Raw genomic sequence first — 16735 nt, 5'->3', positions numbered from 1 at the left:
GTCAGTAAACCGGAAAACTAGGACCATGCGTGTTTACCCCACCTTCTTCAAGCTCGCCTTCTCCTGGATGGATGCCGAGAAAGCCCATAAGATCGGCTTCCAGGCCATCCGGGCGGCCCACCGCTCCGGTGCAGGGCGGATTCTGGCCAGGATCACAGCTCCGGATGCTTCCCTCCGGACCGAGGCCTTGGGCCTGACATTCCCGTCTCCCTTCGGCCTGGCGGCAGGTTTCGATAAGGAAGGCCATGGGATTGAAGCGCTGGCAGAGCTGGGATTCGGCCATGTGGAGGTCGGAACCATTACAGGCCAGGCCCAGCCGGGCAACGAGAAGCCACGCCTGTTCCGATTGATTGATGACCGTGCGGTTATCAACCGTATGGGCTTCAACAACGATGGAGCTGCTGCAGTGGCTCCGCGGCTCAAGTCCGCCAAAGCCGCACTGCAGCGCAAGCACGCCGACGTTCGTCCAGTGATCGGCGTCAACATCGGTAAGACGAAAGTTGTTGAGTTGGATGAGGCCACAGAGGACTACTTGGTTAGCGCACGCAGCCTTGCACCGGCTGCGGACTACCTGGTTGTCAACGTCAGTTCGCCCAACACGCCAGGACTGCGGCTCCTCCAGAACGTGGAAACCCTTCGGCCGCTGCTCCGGGCAGTGGGGGATGCAGCTGATGAGGCAGCTGGCCGCCATGTTCCACTACTGGTCAAGATCGCGCCTGACCTCAGTAACGAGGACATCGACGACGTCGCCCGGCTTGCGCTTGACCTCAAGCTCGACGGCATAATCGCCACCAATACCACCATTACCCGTGAGGGCCTCGTCACTGACGCCGCCAAGGTTGAAGCACTGGGAGCCGGAGGGCTTTCAGGTGCCCCGTTGAAGCAGCGATCATTGGAAGTCCTGCGACGACTTAAGGAAGCAGTGGGAGATCAGCTCGTGCTGATTGCCGTGGGGGGAGTGGAGTCAGCCCAGGATGTTCAGGACCGTTTGGACGCAGGGGCAACCCTGGTGCAGGGCTACACCGCGTTCCTTTACGAGGGTCCGTTCTGGGCGTCACGCATCAACAAAGGCCTCGTGAAGATCCAGAAGCGCGGCTCCCGCTCGGTATAGGCTTCCGTCCCGAATCAAGAAGAAGACCCCGGACCATTGGTCCGGGGTCTTCGTGTAAGTAGGTTGGTCGGCGGTTAGGGGTACCGCTAGGCCGGGTACTGGCCGCGCTTGACCTGTGGCTTGGGGAGGCGGAGCTTGCGGAACTGCAGGGCGCGCATGCATCCGTACCAGACTGAACCGCGCTCGACTTCGCCGAACTTCTCGCCCAGGCGCTTGCGGAGCTTGCGTGAAAGGATGAAAGCATCGATGAAGACGGCAAGGAACATGATCCAGAATCCCACCAGGACATAAGTAATCTGCGCACTGTTGGACGGGATGATCAGCGAGACCACCACGAAGAGCAGGGCCCCGAACATCAGGTATTCACCAAGGCTGAACCGTGCGTCTACATAGTCCCGAACGAAGCGTTTCTGGGGACCCTTGTCCCTCAGCGGGAGGTACTTTTCGTCCCCCGTGTCCAATGCCTGGCGCATCTTCTGCCGCTGGTCCTGAATCGCGACGCGCTCGGCCTCCTTGGAAGCTTTACGGTCATTGGGCACCAACGGGCGCTTGCGGGCTGCCTCCTGGGCCTTCCGCTTGGGCGTAGGGGCGCCCTTTCCGGCACCCGGTTCCTGGGCGGCGGCGTGGGCCTGGTCTACTACTGCTTGAGCGCTGGGCTCTTCCTTTTTGCGTCCGAACACCCATACAGAATACCCCGCAGGGAGGTGGCGCAGGTTACGTGACCCCGCGGTACGTTTGGCGCGTGGGAGCCTGCCGCGCCGTCCCTTGTCGCCCCGTGGTCAGCGGTAAAGTTTGGGCATGACATCAGCACATGCGGGGATCCCGCAGAACCAGCAACGGAACTCCGGCCACAGCACGGAGGGATCGTCGTCGAACCAGGTCATCGGCAACGAAGCCGTGGCCGCTTTGGCCCACGCAGTCGATGAATCCTTTAGCGCCACTCTCAGCACGCTCAAGGACCTCGTGGGTATCCCGGGAATCGCGTGGCCCAGCTTTGACCCCGCCGAACTGGATCGCAGCGCCGAAGCTGTCGCATCTTTGGTAAAGGCCACCGGCATGGATGATGTCCGGATTCTGCGCTGTGACAAATCGGATGGAACGCCCGGCGGCCCCGCCGTCGTCGCCCGCCGTCCTGCCCGCGACGGAAAGCCGACCATTCTCTTGTACGCACACCACGACGTGCAGCCCCCGGGCGACCGGGCCCTTTGGACCTCCGAGCCCTTCATTGCGGAAGAGCGGGAAGGCCGCCTGTATGGCCGTGGCGCTGCTGACGACAAAGCCGGCATCATGGCCCACCTGGCTGCATACAGTGCTGTGATGAGTGTTCTGGGGGATGCGTTTGGCCTTGGTGTGACTTTCTTCTTCGAGGGCGAGGAAGAAGCGGGCTCGCCCACCTTCCGGACGTTCCTCGAGGAACACCGCGAACTTCTCCGGTCCGATGTAATCGTCGTGGCGGACTCCAGCAACTGGAAGGTTGGCCTTCCTGCACTGACCACAAGCCTCCGAGGGCTCGTGGATGGCACTTTCGAAGTCCGCGTGCTGGAACATGCGGTGCATTCGGGAATGTTCGGCGGCCCGGTGCTGGACGCCCCTACACTGCTGTCACGTCTTATCGCTACCCTGCACGACGACGAAGGAAATGTCGCCGTGGCTGGCCTCGTTCGGAATGACGACGTTGCGGTTGACCTGACGGAGGCTGAATACCGCGCCGACGCTTCAGTGCTCGACGGCGTCAAGCTCGCCGGGAGCGGGACAATCAGTTCGCGTTTGTGGACCAAGCCCGCGTTATCCATCATCGGCATGGATGTTCCCGCAGTTGACGTTGCCTCAAATACGCTCATTCCCGCAGCCCGGGCCAAGTTCAGCATGCGTCTGGCCCCCGGGCAGGATCCGGAAGCCGCAATGGAGGCTTTGAGGAACCACGTGGAGTCCCACGCGCCTTTCGGGGCCAAAGTGACCTTCACGCCGGGGGAGCGGGGCAACGCCTTCTCGACCGACACCTCATCAGCAGCTGCCAGGGTGGCACTCTGGGCCCTGGGCGAGGCATGGGGAGTCCAGCCAGTGGAAATGGGAATCGGCGGTTCCATCCCGTTTATTGCCGACCTGACCGAGGCATATCCCGATGTCCAGATTCTGGTCACGGGGGTGGAAGATCCCGATTCCCGCGCGCACAGCGCCAACGAATCATTGCACATCGGCGATTTCCGCCATGCAGTGCTGGCAGAGGCGCTCATGCTGGCGCAGCTTAACGCTGAGGGCCTGGACCGCTAAGTAGCGTTGCCGTGTTCCCGGGCCGTTTGTTCGGGTGCCCTTCCGGGACGCGGACACGCCGGGAACAAGTCAATGCGGTCCGTGGTTACGTCAGAAGTTATAGCTCAGCGTCTGCGCGACGTAGCATGGAGCTATAACCCGCACGTAATTGGGTAAGGGCAGGCAGCGTTCCGGCGCCGCCGCCAGGAGCGTCATAAGAAGGTAGGCCAATGAGCACTGCAACCAACGAAAACAGCACCGGAGCACAGCTCGTCCCGGACGAGGAGCTTCCCACGCACGAGGTCAATCTGACCGATGTCGCAGCAGGCAAGGTCCGTAGCCTCCTCGAACAGGAAGGGCGCACCGATCTGCGGCTGCGCGTTGCAGTCCAGCCGGGCGGCTGCTCCGGCTTGATCTACCAGCTCTACTTTGACGAGCGCCTGCTGGATGGAGACGCCGTTCGTGACTACGACGGCGTTGAGGTCGTCGTGGACAAGATGAGCGTCCCGTACCTTAGCGGCGCCAGCATTGACTTCGAGGACACCATCTCGAAGCAGGGCTTCACCATTGATAACCCGAACGCCGGCGGGTCTTGCGCTTGCGGCGATTCGTTCCACTGACGTGAGCTATCGCCGCATGTCGGCGCCCGTCTGGATGCGTTCCAACGCATTCGGAGCCACGGGGCCGACATGTGCGCGAAAACCGCTTCATAGCGGTAAGCTCTACATCGGGTAGTAAAACTTTTAGTGTGCCCGGTGGCCTTTGGCCTGCCGGGAGACAGCAACAAGAGGAAGGGCCGTCTGTGAGTTCGCAGAACCGAACCGGCAGCCGACGCATAAAGATCACCTCGATCACTGGCTTGGCACTAGCCGGCGCGTTGGTTTTGACCGGATGTTCACCAGAGGTAGAGAAGGGTTGGCTGCCAACAGAGCGCGGCACGACCAACCACACTGACCGGATCATGGACCTCTGGGTCAACTCATGGATCGCCGCCTTGGCAGTCGGTATCATCACGTGGGGCCTTCTGGTCTGGTGCATCATCGCTTACCGCCGCCGCAAGGGCACCACGGGATTCCCCAAGCAGCTCAGCTACAACCTGCCGCTTGAGGTCTTCTACTTGACCATTCCGCTGTTCATGGTGCTGGTGTTCTTCTACTTCACCGACCAGGACCAGCGGGCGATCGATGACCGCTCACAGCCGGCAGACGTCGTCGTTGACGTCCGCGGCAAGCAGTGGGCCTGGGACTTCAACTACAAAAAGGGCGAGGTCGTCAGCGAGGACCTCCACGAGGCCGGCGTTCAGGCCCACCTGACCGGCAACGAGGTCAACAAGGACCTGCTCCCCACGCTGTACTTGCCCGTTGGCAAGTCGGTTGACCTGGAGCTGAACTCCCGCGATGTCATCCACTCTTTCTGGGTTCCGGCCTTCCTGCAGAAGCGGGACATGATCCCCGGCAAGACCAACTACATCAGGTTCACTCCCACCAAGGAGGGCACTTTCGATGGCAAGTGCGCCGAACTCTGCGGTGAATACCACTCCGAAATGCTGTTCCGCGTCAAGGTTGTCTCCGAGTCTGAATTCCAGGCCCACATGGACAAGCTTCGCCAGGACGGCAACACGGGCCTGCTCGGTGCGGAATACGACCGCAACCCGGACCTGATCGAAACCAAGTAAGGGGAGCGACGTGGCTACTTACACTCAATCCGCCGGGACCCTAGAGGCTCCCGTAGTTCCTAAATCCAAGGGACGCATCGTCGTCAACTGGATCACCTCCACGGACCACAAGACCATCGGGTACATGTACCTCATCGCGTCCTTTGTGTTCTTCTGCCTCGGCGGCGTCATGGCGCTGCTGATCCGTGCCGAACTGTTCGAACCGGGTATGCAGATCCTGCAGACCAAGGAACAGTACAACCAGATGTTCACGATGCACGGCACCGTGATGCTGCTGATGTTCGCGACACCGCTGTTTGCGGGCTTCACGAACGTCATCATGCCACTGCAGATTGGCGCCCCCGACGTCGCCTTCCCGCGATTGAACGCGCTGGCCTTCTGGTTCTTCCTCTTCGGCTCCACCATTGCTGTGTCCGGCTTTATCACGCCGCAGGGTGCTGCATCGTTCGGCTGGTTCGCGTATGCGCCGCTGTCGAACACCACCTTTACGCCCGGCGTCGGCGGTGACCTGTGGGTCTTCGGCCTCGCACTGTCGGGCTTCGGTACCATCCTTGGTGCCGTCAACTTCATCACCACGATCATCTGCATGCGTGCCCCTGGCATGACCATGTGGCGCATGCCGATCTTCACCTGGAATGCCCTGGTGACGTCCATCCTCGTCCTGATGGCGTTCCCCCCGCTGGCCGCTGCCCTGTTCGCCCTCGGTGCGGACCGCAAATTTGGTGCCCACATCTTCGACCCCGAAAACGGCGGCGCAGTACTCTGGCAGCACCTGTTCTGGTTCTTCGGCCACCCTGAGGTTTACATCATCGCCCTGCCGTTCTTCGGCATCGTTTCTGAGATCTTCCCTGTCTTCAGCCGGAAGCCGATCTTTGGTTACAAGGGCCTTGTCTACGCAACCATCGCTATTGCCGCACTTTCCGTCACCGTGTGGGCTCACCACATGTACGTGACTGGTTCCGTGCTGCTCCCGTTCTTCGCCTTCATGACCATGTTGATCGCGGTGCCCACAGGCGTAAAGTTCTTCAACTGGATCGGTACTCTCTGGCAGGGTTCCATCACCTTCGAGACTCCGATGCTGTGGAGCATCGGCTTCCTGGTGACCTTCCTGTTCGGTGGCCTCACCGGTATTATCCTGGCGTCGCCGCCGCTGGACTTCCACGTCTCGGACTCGTACTTCGTTGTGGCCCACTTCCACTACGTCGTCTTCGGCACCGTGGTGTTCGCCATGTTCGCGGGCTTCTACTTCTGGTGGCCCAAGTGGACCGGCAAGATGCTCAACGAACGCCTGGGCAAGATTCACTTCTGGCTGCTTTTCCTTGGCTTCCACGGAACCTTCCTGATCCAGCACTGGCTGGGTGTTGAAGGTATGCCCCGCCGCTACGCCGACTACATGCCGCAGGACAACTTCACCTGGATGAACCAGTTCTCCACGATTTCGTCCTTCGTCCTGGGTGCGTCCCTCCTGCCCTTCTTCTGGAATGTCTACATCACCTGGCGTAGCAACAAGAAGGTAGAAGTTGATGACCCTTGGGGCTTCGGTGCGTCACTGGAGTGGGCAACGTCCTGCCCACCGCCGCGCCACAACTTCACTTCCCTGCCCCGTATCCGCTCTGAGCGCCCGGCACTGGACCTTCACCACCCGGAGTTGGCCCAGGTCCACACTGCCCAGTCCCCGGACCCGGCAGCAGTGCTGCTCGGTAACGCTGACCAGAAGGACGTCCGCAAGTGAAAATTGAATCGTGGCTCTTTGGAGCAGGAGCATTCTTCTTCATCCCTGTCGCCATCGCCTACGGCTTCCTGACGGAATGGCATGAGTGGGTCGGCGTTCTGGGCATTCTCCTGGTTGGCGGTCTCGTGGGCATGATCGGCGCCTACCTGGGCTTCACTGGCAAGCGGATTGGCATGCGTCCGGAAGACCGCCCTGATGCTGAAATTCACGAGGGTGCGGGCGAGCAGGGGCACTTCAGCCCTTGGAGCTGGTGGCCGCTGGTTCTCGGCATTGCATGCGCAAGCGGCTTCCTGGGCCTTGCGGTGGGTTTCTGGATCACTTTTATCGCGGGTGGCCTTGCCGTTGTGGCACTGGTCGGCTGGGTCTTCGAATACAGCCGCGGCGACCACGCCCACTAGCAGCAAACAGCATAACGACGACGGGCCCCACCTTCTGGTGGGGCCCGTTCTCGTGGTTGGGGTTTCAAGGGGCCTGAGTGCCCTCCAGCACAGCAGAAAGTCCCACGAGGGCATCGTCGGCGTCGGAGACATTTTGGCCCTCCTGGAGGGCATCCAGTGCCACCTCAAGGAACACCTCGCAGCCGTGGCCAAAATCTTCCGTCATGACTTCCAGAAGCGAGCGTGCGTCGACCGGAAGGCCATCCTGCTTCCGTATTGTTACGGGCAGGCCTGTCTCGGTTACTGCCCGGACAAATACCGCTGCTGCACGCGCATGCAAGCCAATTTCTGCTGCGACGAAGGATTTCTGCTCCGGCAAGCCCAGCTCCTTTGCTAAGACGGAATAGCCGTCCGTGAAATTTGATCCATACAAGCGTAGCCGCCTCCAGGCCAGCTCTCCATATCGCGCACTGCAGCTGGTCTAGACCTGTGCCCGGACTGATCTACCCTTAATGCATGATTCATTTGATGTTGGGCACTTGTCATGCCTGAAGCCGCGAGTATCGCCGGTGAAATTGACCGGACCAGCAGCACTCCCATTTATATCCAGCTCCGGGAGATACTGAGGAGTTTCATTGCCCAATCATGTCCGCCTGGTTCCTCGCTGCCGTCCGAACGGGATCTCTCGTTAAGGTTTGGCCTTGCCAGGATGACCGTACGCCAGGCCATTGACGCCCTGGTGGGTGAAGAAGTCATCGAGCGTGTGGTTGGACTAGGTACGTTCGTGAAGAAGCCCAAGCTTGACCTCCAAGTGAAGTTGACCTCCTATAGCGAGGAGATGCAACGCCGAGGGATGGTCCCGGCTGCCAAAGTGCTGAGCTTTGAACAGATTGCTGCCAGCGCCTTTTTGGCGCGGGAGCTTCAGCTGGAAGAAGGTACGCCGTTGGTCCGTTTCAGGCGCTTGCTGTTGGCCGACAACGAACCAATGAGTGTCGACGAGAACTTCATTCCGGCACACCGCGTCCCTGGGCTATTGGACGAGGCACCGCCCACTTCGCTCTACAACGTCCTGAGCGAACGCTATGGCCTGGTCATGGAATGGGGGGAGGACATGATCGAGGCCACCGCCGCTTCCCCGTCAACTGCAAGGCTGTTGAACGTGGACGTAGGCTCACCCCTGCTGAAGATCCAGCGTCACGCCTTCGTGGCCCGGGCAATGGTGGACTACTCGGTTTCGTACTATCGAGCAGACCGCTATAAGCTCTGGGTTCCGCTGCAGCGACCAGGCGTTCGGCCCACACGCAACTATTCCTCCGGCTACCGGACTCAATAGTGCAGGCAGTGGTCCCTAGTGACCACTCACAAGTAGCAAGTGAAAACACGGAAGGGCCCGATCCATATGGATCGGGCCCTTCCGTGTCTTCAAACAGGAACTAGTGGCTAAGACTCTTCTGGTCTTCGCCAGCTTCGATGGCCTCGTGGTGGCCATGCGCGTGGGCGGCTTCGAGTTCCGCAGGCGTCGCCGGAGCAACACGGTCTTCGAAGAACCACTTGGAAAGCGCTGCACGGCGCTTTTCCTTGCGGGTCACAACACCATGTTCGTTCGGCGTGGCCGGCAACGGAACCGGAGATTCGAACCCAACGAGCTTGTAGCGCTTGTACTCGTCCAACGGAGCGTGTACTTCGATGAACTCACCGTGGGGGAGTCGTACGATGCGGCCGGTCTCACGTCCGTGGAGCGCGATCTCCCGGTCCTTACGCTGCAGAGCCAGTGCGATTCGCTTGGTCACGATGAAAGCAATGACAGGGCCAATGAAGAACAGAGTGCGCAGCCAGTACGTGACATCGTTCAGGGATACGTGGAAATGCGTTGCGATGAGGTCCGAACCTGCTGCAGCCCACATGACGCAGTACCAAGTGAAACCGGCAACACCGATCGCGGTACGGGTAGGTGCGTTGCGGGGACGGTCAAGGACGTGGTGCTCACGGTTGTCCTTGGTGACCCAGCGTTCAATCCACGGGTACATGAACAGCACGGTGAAGATGATGCCGGCGGGCACCAGTGCCGGGAGCAGGACGTTCAGGGTCAGCGTGTGTCCGAAGACGATGTACTCAAAGTGGAAGTTGTTGACGACACCAGGCATGAGGCGAAGTGCACCGTCAACGAATCCGATGTACCAGTCAGGCTGGGTACCTGCGGAAACCGGGGAGGGGTCGTAGGGACCGTAGTTCCAGATCGGGTTGATCGTAAAGGCAGCTGCCATGAGGGCCAGCACGCCGAAGACGATGAAGAAGAACCCGCCAGCCTTGGCAGCGTAAACCGGGCCAAGGGGGTAGCCGACGACGTTGCCGTCGTTGCGTCCTGGGCCGGGGTACTGCGTGTGCTTGTGAACAACCACCATGAACAGGTGAATAACGATCATCAGCAGAATCAGGGCAGGGACCAGAAGGATATGAAGCACGTAGAGGCGACCAATGATCGCAGTGCCCGGGAATTCTCCGCCGAAGAGGAAGAACGAGATGTAGGTACCAATGACCGGGATGGACTTGATAACGCCATCGATGATGCGCAGACCGTTGCCGGAAAGCAGGTCATCGGGGAGCGAGTAGCCGGTGAAGCCGGCAGCCATTGCCAGGATCAGCAGGACGCCACCCACCACCCAGTTCATCTCACGCGGCTTGCGGAACGCGCCGGTGAAGAAGACGCGCAGCATGTGGACGCCAAGCGAAGCCACGAACAGCAGCGCCGCCCAGTGGTGCACCTGGCGCATGAAGAGGCCACCACGAACATCGAAGGAGATGTTCAGGGATGAGCTGTAAGCCACCGACATTTCGACGTTGTACAACGGCGTGTAAGAACCCTGGTAGTGGGTTTCAGCCATGGACGGGTCGAAGAAGAAGGTCAGGAACGTACCCGACATCAGGAGGATGACGAAGGAGTACAGCGCCACCTCACCGAACATGAATGACCAGTGGTCAGGGAAGACCTTGCGGCCGAACTCGCGCAGGATGCCGGAGCCGCCTACACGCTCGTCTACGAAGTCAGTGAAACGGCCAACTTTGGTCTTCGCTACGAAGGGGGCTTCAGCTGTTGATGAGGCGCTCATGCTCGTCACGCTCCCAGTAACTCGGTCCTACAGGTTCTTTGAAGTCGCTGGTAGCGACGAGGTAGCCCTCTGCGTCAACTGCGATGGGCAGCTGGGGGAGCGGACGGCTTGCCGGTCCAAAGATGACCTTGCATTCCTGCGTGAGGTCGAACGTGGACTGGTGGCACGGGCACAGGAGGTGGTGTGTCTGCTGCTCGTAAAGAGCAACCGGGCAACCAACGTGCGTGCAGATCTTGGAGTAGGCAACAATGCCGTTGTAGCTCCAGTTCTCGCGGCCCTCGGACGGGTTCAGCGAGTTCGGATCGAGGCGCATCAGCAGAACGACGGCCTTGGCCTTTTCGTTCAGCTTGCCCTCGTGAAGTTCGTTGAGTCCCTCGGGAATGACGTGGAAAGCCGAGCCGATGGTGACATCCGAAGCCTTGATGGGAGTGCCATCGGGGTCGCGGGTCAGTCGCTTGAGCTTGCCGCCTTCGGGAGCCCACATGGTGTGTGCGAGCTTGTCATCCGGACGCGGTCCCAAGTCGCCGAAGATGGCGAGGGCAGGGAGCGGAGCAAGGGCAACGGCGCCAAGAAGGGTGTTGCGGATCAGCGGGCGGCGCTTAATGCCGGTTTCCTCGACGATGTCGTCGACGATACGCACGGCAGCCTGGCGATCTTCCTCATGACGGATAGCGTGGCGCTCTTCCGACACTTCGTGATCGGGCATCAGGGCCTTGGCCCAGTGCACGATACCGGTGCCGATGCCAAGCATCGCGAACGCCGTACCTAGGCCCAGGAGCAGGTTTTGGGTACGGATGGTTGCAATCGTCGAATCGTCGCCCAGATCGATGGCGAAGTACGCCACCAGGAAGATCAGCGTGCCAATGACGGAGGTGCCAAACAAAATGGCTACCTGACGTTCGGCTCGCTTTGCGGCTACCGGGTCCGTGTCAGCCAGGCGCAAACGATGCGGAGGGAGTCCAGGATCCTGGAACTTCTCCACCTCATTCTGACCAGCCGTAGCTACGGTGCCCGAGTGGTTCGGACTGCCGTCACTATGGTTGCCCATAATTCGCCTCATCCTTCTCTCGTTGTCTCGGCCTGAGCCGAGTTAATTTTCAGTTCGAAACTGCTGACCATGCAGCAGAAGTTTGTTGTCTCGTCCGGACTATGACGTGCGTGACGTCAGCCAGATGGTGAAAGCGATGATGACGCCCAATCCGGCAATCCAGACGAAGAGACCCTCTGACACGGGGCCAAGGGAGCCGAGATCGGCACCGCCTGGCGAGCCGTTGGCTTCGATGGTCTTGAGGAAGGTGATGATGTCGCGCTTACCTTCAGGGGAGACGTTCGAGTCGTTGAACACAGGCATGTTCTGCGGACCCGTGGCCATGGCTTCGTAGATGTGCTTGCCAGTGACATCGGCCAGCGCCGGAGCGAACTTGCCGCGGGTCAGGGCGCCACCGGCTGCTGCCGCGTTGTGGCACATGGCGCAGTTGACTCGGAAGAGCTCGCCACCGTTGGCTGCATCTCCCTTTTCGTCAAGGAGGTGTTCTTCCGGAATTGCAGGGCCTGCGCCGAGCGATGCAACGTAAGCGGACAGCTGGCTGGTCTGCTCTTCGTTGAATTGGACGGGCTTCTTCTGGGCCTGTGGGCCATTCATCTGCATGGGCATGCGTCCGGTGCCAACCTGGAAGTCAACTGCTGCGGCACCTACGCCGACCAGCGAGGGGCCGTCCTTGGATCCGCTTGCACCCATGCCGTGGCAGGTGGCGCAGTTGGCAGCAAACAATTTGCCGCCTTCTTCTACGTCACTTGCGCTGTAGCTGGTGGTGTCGGCTTTGGCCTGGTTGACAGATGTGGCAACGGCGTACAGCCCACCAGTGAGGAGGAGGCCCATCAGCAGCAGCGCAATGGCTGCCAGTGGGTGACGTCGCTTCTGCGAGAGTGCCTTCACGTGGTGGTTCCTTTATTCGATCCTGCGTCGGCTCCGCGAGCCGCTTCTTGAAATTCTGCCTCTTGTAGAAAAAGAGTCAAAGCCGGGCTACTTGAGGACGTAGATGACCAGGAAGAGGCCAATCCAGACGACGTCAACGAAGTGCCAGTAGTACGAGGTGACGATCGCGGATGTCGCTTCAAAGTGCCCAAACTTCTTGGCTGCAAACGCGCGGCCAATAATGAACAGGAACGCGATCAAACCGCCGATGACGTGAAGGCCGTGGAAGCCTGTGGTCATGTAGAAGGCGGAACCGTAGGCATTGGATGACAGGGAAACATGCTCGGAGACGAGCATGGCGTATTCCGTGGTCTGTCCGGCTACGAAGAAGGCACCCATGATGAAGGTGAGAACGAACCATTCGCTCATGCCCCAGCGGGTGAACTGCAGGCGTCCGCCGGTGCGGCGCGGTTCAAGCCGCTCAGCAGCGAAAACGCCCATCTGGCAAGTAAAGGAACTGGCCACAAGGACGATGGTGTTGACGAGCGCAAACGGGAAGTTGAGCTTGGCCGACTCCTCGGCCCACATCAATCCCGATGTGGAACGCAGGGTGAAGTACATGGCAAAGAGGCCGGCGAAGAACATCAACTCACTGGACAGCCAAACAACGGTTCCAACAGAAACCAGATTGGGGCGGTTCAGCGTCGGGTGCGCCGGGGTACTGGGGGCATGGGTCGCAGATGTCACAAGGACATTATGTCTGTAAAAGTCCAGAGTTCCCAATGCAAACCACCGATTCGGGAGACTTTTTCTACAAAGACGCGAAATCGCGCGGAAAAGTTCCCGGTCCGGTTCACATTGGTCATCGGTGTAGCTCGGTCGATAGCATCAAGGGGTGACTTCTCCGGCATCGGCACCTGCAGCCAGCAATACCTGGCCAGGGCTCATCTCAGCACTGATCAACGGCGACGACCTTGCAGTGGGCAATACTGAGTGGGCCATGAACACGATCATGGCCGGCGAAGCGACTCCTGCGCAGATCGCGGGTTTCCTGGTTGCCCTGCGCGCCAAGGGCGAAACAGTGGAAGAACTGGCCGGTCTCGTGGAGGCCATGGTTCAGAATGCCAACCCGATAGAGATCTCGGGTGAAAAGCTGGACATCGTGGGAACGGGCGGTGACAGACTGAACACTGTCAACATCTCCACGATGGCAGCCCTTGTTGCCGCCGGAGCCGGTGCCAAAGTTGTCAAGCACGGAAACCGTGCGGCGTCGTCCACCTCCGGTTCTGCTGATGTGCTCGAAGCCCTGGGTGTCCGCTTGGACCTTTCGATTGACCAGGTTGCGCGGAACGCGGAGGAGGCAGGAATCACATTCTGCTTTGCGCAGGTTTTTCATCCCTCGTTCCGTCACACTGCAGTACCTCGCCGGGAACTGGCAGTACCCACGGCCTTTAACTTCCTCGGCCCCATGACCAATCCAGCCCATGTGCAGGCTTCTGCTGTTGGTGTCGCCAACGCTCGGATGGCGCCCCTGGTTGCCGGCGTCCTTGCCCGGCGCGGCAGCCGCGGCCTGGTGTTCCGCGGTGACGACGGGCTGGATGAATTGACGCCCACGGGACCATCAACCGTCTGGGAGATCAGGAACGGAACTGTCACGGAGCAGGTGTTCTCACCCGCGGAGCTTGGTATCAAGCCATCCACCGTGGCCGATTTGCGAGGCGGCGACGCCGCCGCAAATGCAGTAGTTGTCCGCGAGGTCCTTGACGGCAAGACAGGTCCTGTACGCGATGCTGTTCTCTTGAATGCTGCCGCTGGCTTGGTGTCCGTTGATCTGAACGCCGAAGGCGACCTTTTGGACCGTATGCGACTGGCGTTCGCACGGGCAGCGGAATCCGTGGATTCAGGGAAGGCTGCCGGCGTTCTGGCAAAGTGGATTGCCCTCAGCCAGGCCTCGAACGGCTAGCCCAGGGTCCCGGCCCTATTCGAATCCCAGGGCAAAGGCGGCGTCGAGGTCGTGCTGCGAGTAGGCACGGAACGCTATGTGCGTAGTGGTGTGGACCACCGAATCGACCTTCGACAAGCGATCAGCGATGACGTCCGCAAGGTCTTCATGCTTTGAGACTCTCGCCACGGCAATCAGGTCCCATTCTCCAGTGACGGAGTAGACCTCGCTGATGCCCTGGATGGCCGAAATCTGCTCGGCGGTTTCCGGAATGCGCGAGGCATCGGTCTTGATCAGGACGAAAGCAGTGATCACGTGGGGCCCTTCCGGAAAAGCATCGTTGCGGACGCTCTCCAGCCTAGTGCATGGGAGATGTCGTGGACCTGTTCAGGCCTTGCGTTGCTGCTTTCGTGACGTACGCAGAATTAACGCGAGAAGGGCGCGGAAGCCGAGCAGGAAAATGCCCAGGCTGATAAGTGCCACGATGACAAACGGCAGTACCACCGTCTGACCTGTCACGGCCCTGAGCAACATGCCGATCAGGACGGCACCGATCCAGACACACACGCCCGAAGGCCAAACGGCATACGGTGCACGCCAAACCCGCATGACCACCCAGGCTGCGCTGGCACCTGCGAGAAAGGGCCACGCGGTGATGAATGCGCCGGTGATGATGTCTCCCCGGGCATGGGCGTCGCGGCCGATCGCGGCGAAGACAAGAATCAGCACGAGGTCTGCGGCGGCAGCAGGAATCCAGGATCTCAACGATGACGGCATGTTCTGACAGTATCGGGGCTGCAGTGCTGGCGCGAAGTTGACGGCGCGCAGTTTCTCCCTTGCGCTTGGATTGGAGAGCGGCCACGATGACTGGCAGTAACCCAAAGACGCGCCCAGTTCAGGAGGAAACGATGCGATTCGTTCAGGTAGCCCAGCATGCCGAAGACCTGAAGAGGGCGGCTGCCTTTTACGCCGCGTTGCTGGGGACCGAGCCCAAGGCCTTGTATGACCCTCCCGGTCTGCTTTTCTTTGATGTGGGCGGCGTGCGGCTTCTGCTGGAGAAAGGTGCGCCGTCATCCCTTCTCTATTTCGAGGTGGGAGACCTTCACGGAACAGTGGCGGCATTGCGCAGCAAAGGTGTCAGGATCGTTTCGGAGCCACACCTGATCTTCACCCATGAGGACGACCTCCTTGGACCTGCAGATTCGGAGGAATGGATGGCATTCATTGAGGACAGCGAGGCCAACACCGTAGGCTTGGTCAGCCGTATCCGGACAGCAGGCGACTGACTCTGCCCCAACAGTCATGAGTGGACAGGCATTGACGTCGGCCAAACGTAAATCAGGATCCCGGACGCCCTGCCCAGTCCTTGCCGGCCCACGGGTCATAGTCGGCGATGAGCTCTTCCTGTGGCGGACGCTTGGCTTCGGCGATGTGCTGCAGGTTCACCCGGACCCTGTACCAGAGCGAACTCGATCCGCGCATCCCATCGATGAGCACATCCGCCGGGTGAAGGCCCGCGACAACGTCCGCATGCCTGGCCTTCCACTCATCCAGTGCAGCAACCGCCTCAGGCTTGGTCTTGGTGCGGGCAACCTCAATGAGTGGCATCGTCGAGACCCGGCGGCCCGAGCCGTCGCCAGCCCGAGGTGCTTTCTCGGCGGGACCCAGTTCTTTTGCCAAAGCCAGGAGGCCGTCGAGGGAGCCAATGGCATCATCGATGCCGGCGTGGGGGTCGCCCAGGTCAGCGCAGCGCTCGGGCACGGTCAGGACGGTGAATAGTTCAGGCCGTGAGGAAGTGACCTCGGCCCACGTCAGGGGAGTTGAGACCCGGGCGTCGGGCCGGGGCCTGATTGAGTATGCCGATGCAACGGTCCGGTCTTTGGCATTCTGGTTGAAGTCGACGAAGACGCTCTCGCCGCGTTCTTCCTTCCACCACCGCGCGGTGGCGAGCCCTGGTGCCCGGTTCTCCACCTCACGGGCAAGGGTTTCGGCGGCGAGCCGCAGCTGGCTATACGACCATTCCGGGGCAATGCGCACCAGGATGTGGAGCCCGCGTGAACCGCTGGTCTTCGGCCATCCCACCAGTCCGACGTCGTCAAGCACCTCGCGCGCGACGTAGGCGACGTCGACGATCTGTGACCAGTGAACGCCGGGCATGGGATCGAGGTCGATCCGGAGTTCGTCGGGATGATCCAGATCCTCGGCACGCACGGGGTGGGGGTTGAGATCGAGGCAGCCAAGATTCACCACCCACGCTAAACCGGCTGCGTCCCGGATGACAGTCTCTTCTGCTGACGTCCCCGACGAGTAGTGCAATGTTGCGGTATCAATGAAGTCCGGGTGGTTTTCCGGAACGCGCTTCTGAAAGAACGGCTCGGCTTCGATGCCTTTGGGGAAGCGCTTGAGCACCATGGGGCGGCCGCCCGCGCCCCGCAGCGCACCTTCGGCAACTGAGAGATAGTAGCGGACCAAGTCCAGCTTGGTCAGTCCGGGTTCGGGGAAAACCACTTTGTCCGGATTCGAGACGCGAACCTCGGCCCCACCTATGTCCAGGATCTCTGCCGGAGTCTTCGACGGGTTCATGCCGCCACGCTAGCAACGATCGGCTGTCCCAGCCAGACCAAGG

At 60.5% G+C, this 16735-nt stretch carries 18 protein-coding genes; 9 read left to right on the top strand and 9 right to left on the bottom strand.

Annotated elements, in window-relative coordinates:
• Positions 1-25: 25 nt before the first annotated feature.
• Entirely contained in the window at positions 26-1111 is a 1086-nt protein-coding gene (locus LDN75_RS14385) for a quinone-dependent dihydroorotate dehydrogenase (protein WP_223932965.1), read from the top strand.
• A gap of 86 nt (positions 1112-1197) precedes the next feature.
• Here the strand turns inward: LDN75_RS14385 and LDN75_RS14380 are convergent, their stop codons facing one another.
• Positions 1198-1791, bottom strand: a complete 594-nt coding sequence (locus LDN75_RS14380; protein WP_223932964.1) for a DUF3043 domain-containing protein — start codon at positions 1789-1791, stop codon at positions 1198-1200.
• A gap of 118 nt (positions 1792-1909) precedes the next feature.
• Here LDN75_RS14380 and LDN75_RS14375 point away from each other — a divergent pair, with 118 nt between their 5' ends.
• The 5 genes from LDN75_RS14375 to LDN75_RS14355 all read left to right on the top strand — a co-directional run bounded on the left by LDN75_RS14375 (position 1910) and on the right by LDN75_RS14355 (position 7166).
• Entirely contained in the window at positions 1910-3382 is a 1473-nt protein-coding gene (locus LDN75_RS14375; protein ID WP_223932963.1) for a dipeptidase, read from the top strand.
• 209 nt (positions 3383-3591) lie between these two features.
• Positions 3592-3981, top strand: coding sequence for an iron-sulfur cluster assembly accessory protein (locus LDN75_RS14370; RefSeq protein ID WP_216925609.1), 390 nt, complete (start codon positions 3592-3594; stop codon positions 3979-3981).
• A gap of 182 nt (positions 3982-4163) precedes the next feature.
• Positions 4164-5036, top strand: a complete 873-nt coding sequence (gene coxB / locus LDN75_RS14365; protein ID WP_223932962.1) for a cytochrome c oxidase subunit II — start codon at positions 4164-4166, stop codon at positions 5034-5036.
• A 10-nt stretch (positions 5037-5046) separates the two neighbouring features.
• A complete protein-coding gene (gene ctaD, locus LDN75_RS14360) occupies positions 5047-6768 on the top strand; it encodes a cytochrome c oxidase subunit I (protein WP_216925611.1) in 1722 nt (573 codons plus the stop codon).
• Positions 6765-7166: a cytochrome c oxidase subunit 4 gene (locus LDN75_RS14355; protein ID WP_223932961.1), complete on the top strand. Its 402-nt coding sequence runs from the start codon at positions 6765-6767 to the stop codon at positions 7164-7166. Before ctaD ends, LDN75_RS14355 begins: the two co-directional genes overlap by 4 nt.
• 64 nt (positions 7167-7230) lie before the next feature.
• Here LDN75_RS14355 and LDN75_RS14350 read toward each other — a convergent pair whose 3' ends face one another.
• The gene (locus LDN75_RS14350; RefSeq protein WP_223932960.1) at positions 7231-7524 is read right to left on the bottom strand and encodes an HPr family phosphocarrier protein; all 294 of its coding nucleotides are present in this window, start codon (positions 7522-7524) and stop codon (positions 7231-7233) included.
• A gap of 165 nt (positions 7525-7689) precedes the next feature.
• Here LDN75_RS14350 and LDN75_RS14345 point away from each other — a divergent pair, with 165 nt between their 5' ends.
• A complete protein-coding gene (locus tag LDN75_RS14345; RefSeq protein ID WP_223932959.1) occupies positions 7690-8478 on the top strand; it encodes a GntR family transcriptional regulator in 789 nt (262 codons plus the stop codon).
• A 100-nt stretch (positions 8479-8578) separates the two neighbouring features.
• Here LDN75_RS14345 and LDN75_RS14340 read toward each other — a convergent pair whose 3' ends face one another.
• From LDN75_RS14340 to LDN75_RS14325, 4 genes are all read right to left on the bottom strand, one after another.
• Positions 8579-10252: a cytochrome bc complex cytochrome b subunit gene (locus LDN75_RS14340; protein ID WP_223932958.1), complete on the bottom strand. Its 1674-nt coding sequence runs from the start codon at positions 10250-10252 to the stop codon at positions 8579-8581.
• Positions 10230-11300, bottom strand: a complete 1071-nt coding sequence (locus LDN75_RS14335; RefSeq protein ID WP_223932957.1) for a Rieske 2Fe-2S domain-containing protein — start codon at positions 11298-11300, stop codon at positions 10230-10232. Before LDN75_RS14335 ends, LDN75_RS14340 begins: the two co-directional genes overlap by 23 nt.
• 99 nt (positions 11301-11399) lie before the next feature.
• Positions 11400-12188: a cytochrome c gene (locus LDN75_RS14330; protein ID WP_223932956.1), complete on the bottom strand. Its 789-nt coding sequence runs from the start codon at positions 12186-12188 to the stop codon at positions 11400-11402.
• Between the two features lie 87 nt (positions 12189-12275).
• Positions 12276-12950, bottom strand: coding sequence for a heme-copper oxidase subunit III (locus LDN75_RS14325; RefSeq protein ID WP_223932955.1), 675 nt, complete (start codon positions 12948-12950; stop codon positions 12276-12278).
• Positions 12951-13062: 112 nt separating this feature from the next.
• On the opposite strand from LDN75_RS14325, the gene trpD reads away from it, so the two are divergent.
• Positions 13063-14130, top strand: a complete 1068-nt coding sequence (trpD, locus tag LDN75_RS14320; RefSeq protein ID WP_223932954.1) for an anthranilate phosphoribosyltransferase — start codon at positions 13063-13065, stop codon at positions 14128-14130.
• A 15-nt stretch (positions 14131-14145) separates the two neighbouring features.
• On the opposite strand, the gene LDN75_RS14315 is transcribed toward trpD, so the two are convergent.
• Complete coding sequence (locus LDN75_RS14315; RefSeq protein WP_223932953.1) at positions 14146-14424, bottom strand: Lrp/AsnC ligand binding domain-containing protein; 279 nt, start codon at positions 14422-14424, stop codon at positions 14146-14148.
• A 72-nt stretch (positions 14425-14496) separates the two neighbouring features.
• On the bottom strand, positions 14497-14886 hold the full coding sequence (locus tag LDN75_RS14310; protein ID WP_223932952.1) for a DUF3054 domain-containing protein: 390 nt from the start codon (positions 14884-14886) through the stop codon (positions 14497-14499).
• A 131-nt stretch (positions 14887-15017) separates the two neighbouring features.
• Here LDN75_RS14310 and LDN75_RS14305 point away from each other — a divergent pair, with 131 nt between their 5' ends.
• Complete coding sequence (locus tag LDN75_RS14305; protein WP_223932951.1) at positions 15018-15395, top strand: VOC family protein; 378 nt, start codon at positions 15018-15020, stop codon at positions 15393-15395.
• 52 nt (positions 15396-15447) lie between these two features.
• On the opposite strand, the gene ligD is transcribed toward LDN75_RS14305, so the two are convergent.
• Positions 15448-16692 (bottom strand): non-homologous end-joining DNA ligase, encoded by a 1245-nt coding sequence (gene ligD, locus LDN75_RS14300; RefSeq protein ID WP_223932950.1) that lies wholly within the window; start codon positions 16690-16692, stop codon positions 15448-15450.
• Positions 16693-16735: the final 43 nt, after the last annotated feature.

Source organism: Arthrobacter sp. StoSoilB5 (genome assembly GCF_019977235.1).
Taxonomy (GTDB): Bacteria; Actinomycetota; Actinomycetes; order Actinomycetales; family Micrococcaceae; genus Arthrobacter.
This window is presented reverse-complemented; position numbering and strand designations above follow the sequence as displayed.

Bases quoted from the DNA above. Each gene is read 5' to 3' on its own strand.
- LDN75_RS14340 (WP_223932958.1), bottom strand. From the start codon at position 10,252: ATGAGCGCCTCATCAACAGCTGAAGCCCCCTTCGTAGCGAAGACCAAA.
- LDN75_RS14375 (WP_223932963.1), top strand. From the start codon at position 1,910: ATGACATCAGCACATGCGGGGATCCCGCAGAACCAGCAACGGAACTCC.
- LDN75_RS14310 (WP_223932952.1), bottom strand. From the start codon at position 14,886: ATGCCGTCATCGTTGAGATCCTGGATTCCTGCTGCCGCCGCAGACCTC.
- LDN75_RS14345 (WP_223932959.1), top strand. From the start codon at position 7,690: ATGCCTGAAGCCGCGAGTATCGCCGGTGAAATTGACCGGACCAGCAGC.
- LDN75_RS14305 (WP_223932951.1), top strand. From the start codon at position 15,018: ATGCGATTCGTTCAGGTAGCCCAGCATGCCGAAGACCTGAAGAGGGCG.
- ligD (WP_223932950.1), bottom strand. From the start codon at position 16,692: ATGAACCCGTCGAAGACTCCGGCAGAGATCCTGGACATAGGTGGGGCC.
- LDN75_RS14335 (WP_223932957.1), bottom strand. From the start codon at position 11,300: ATGGGCAACCATAGTGACGGCAGTCCGAACCACTCGGGCACCGTAGCT.
- LDN75_RS14385 (WP_223932965.1), top strand. From the start codon at position 26: ATGCGTGTTTACCCCACCTTCTTCAAGCTCGCCTTCTCCTGGATGGAT.
- LDN75_RS14370 (WP_216925609.1), top strand. From the start codon at position 3,592: ATGAGCACTGCAACCAACGAAAACAGCACCGGAGCACAGCTCGTCCCG.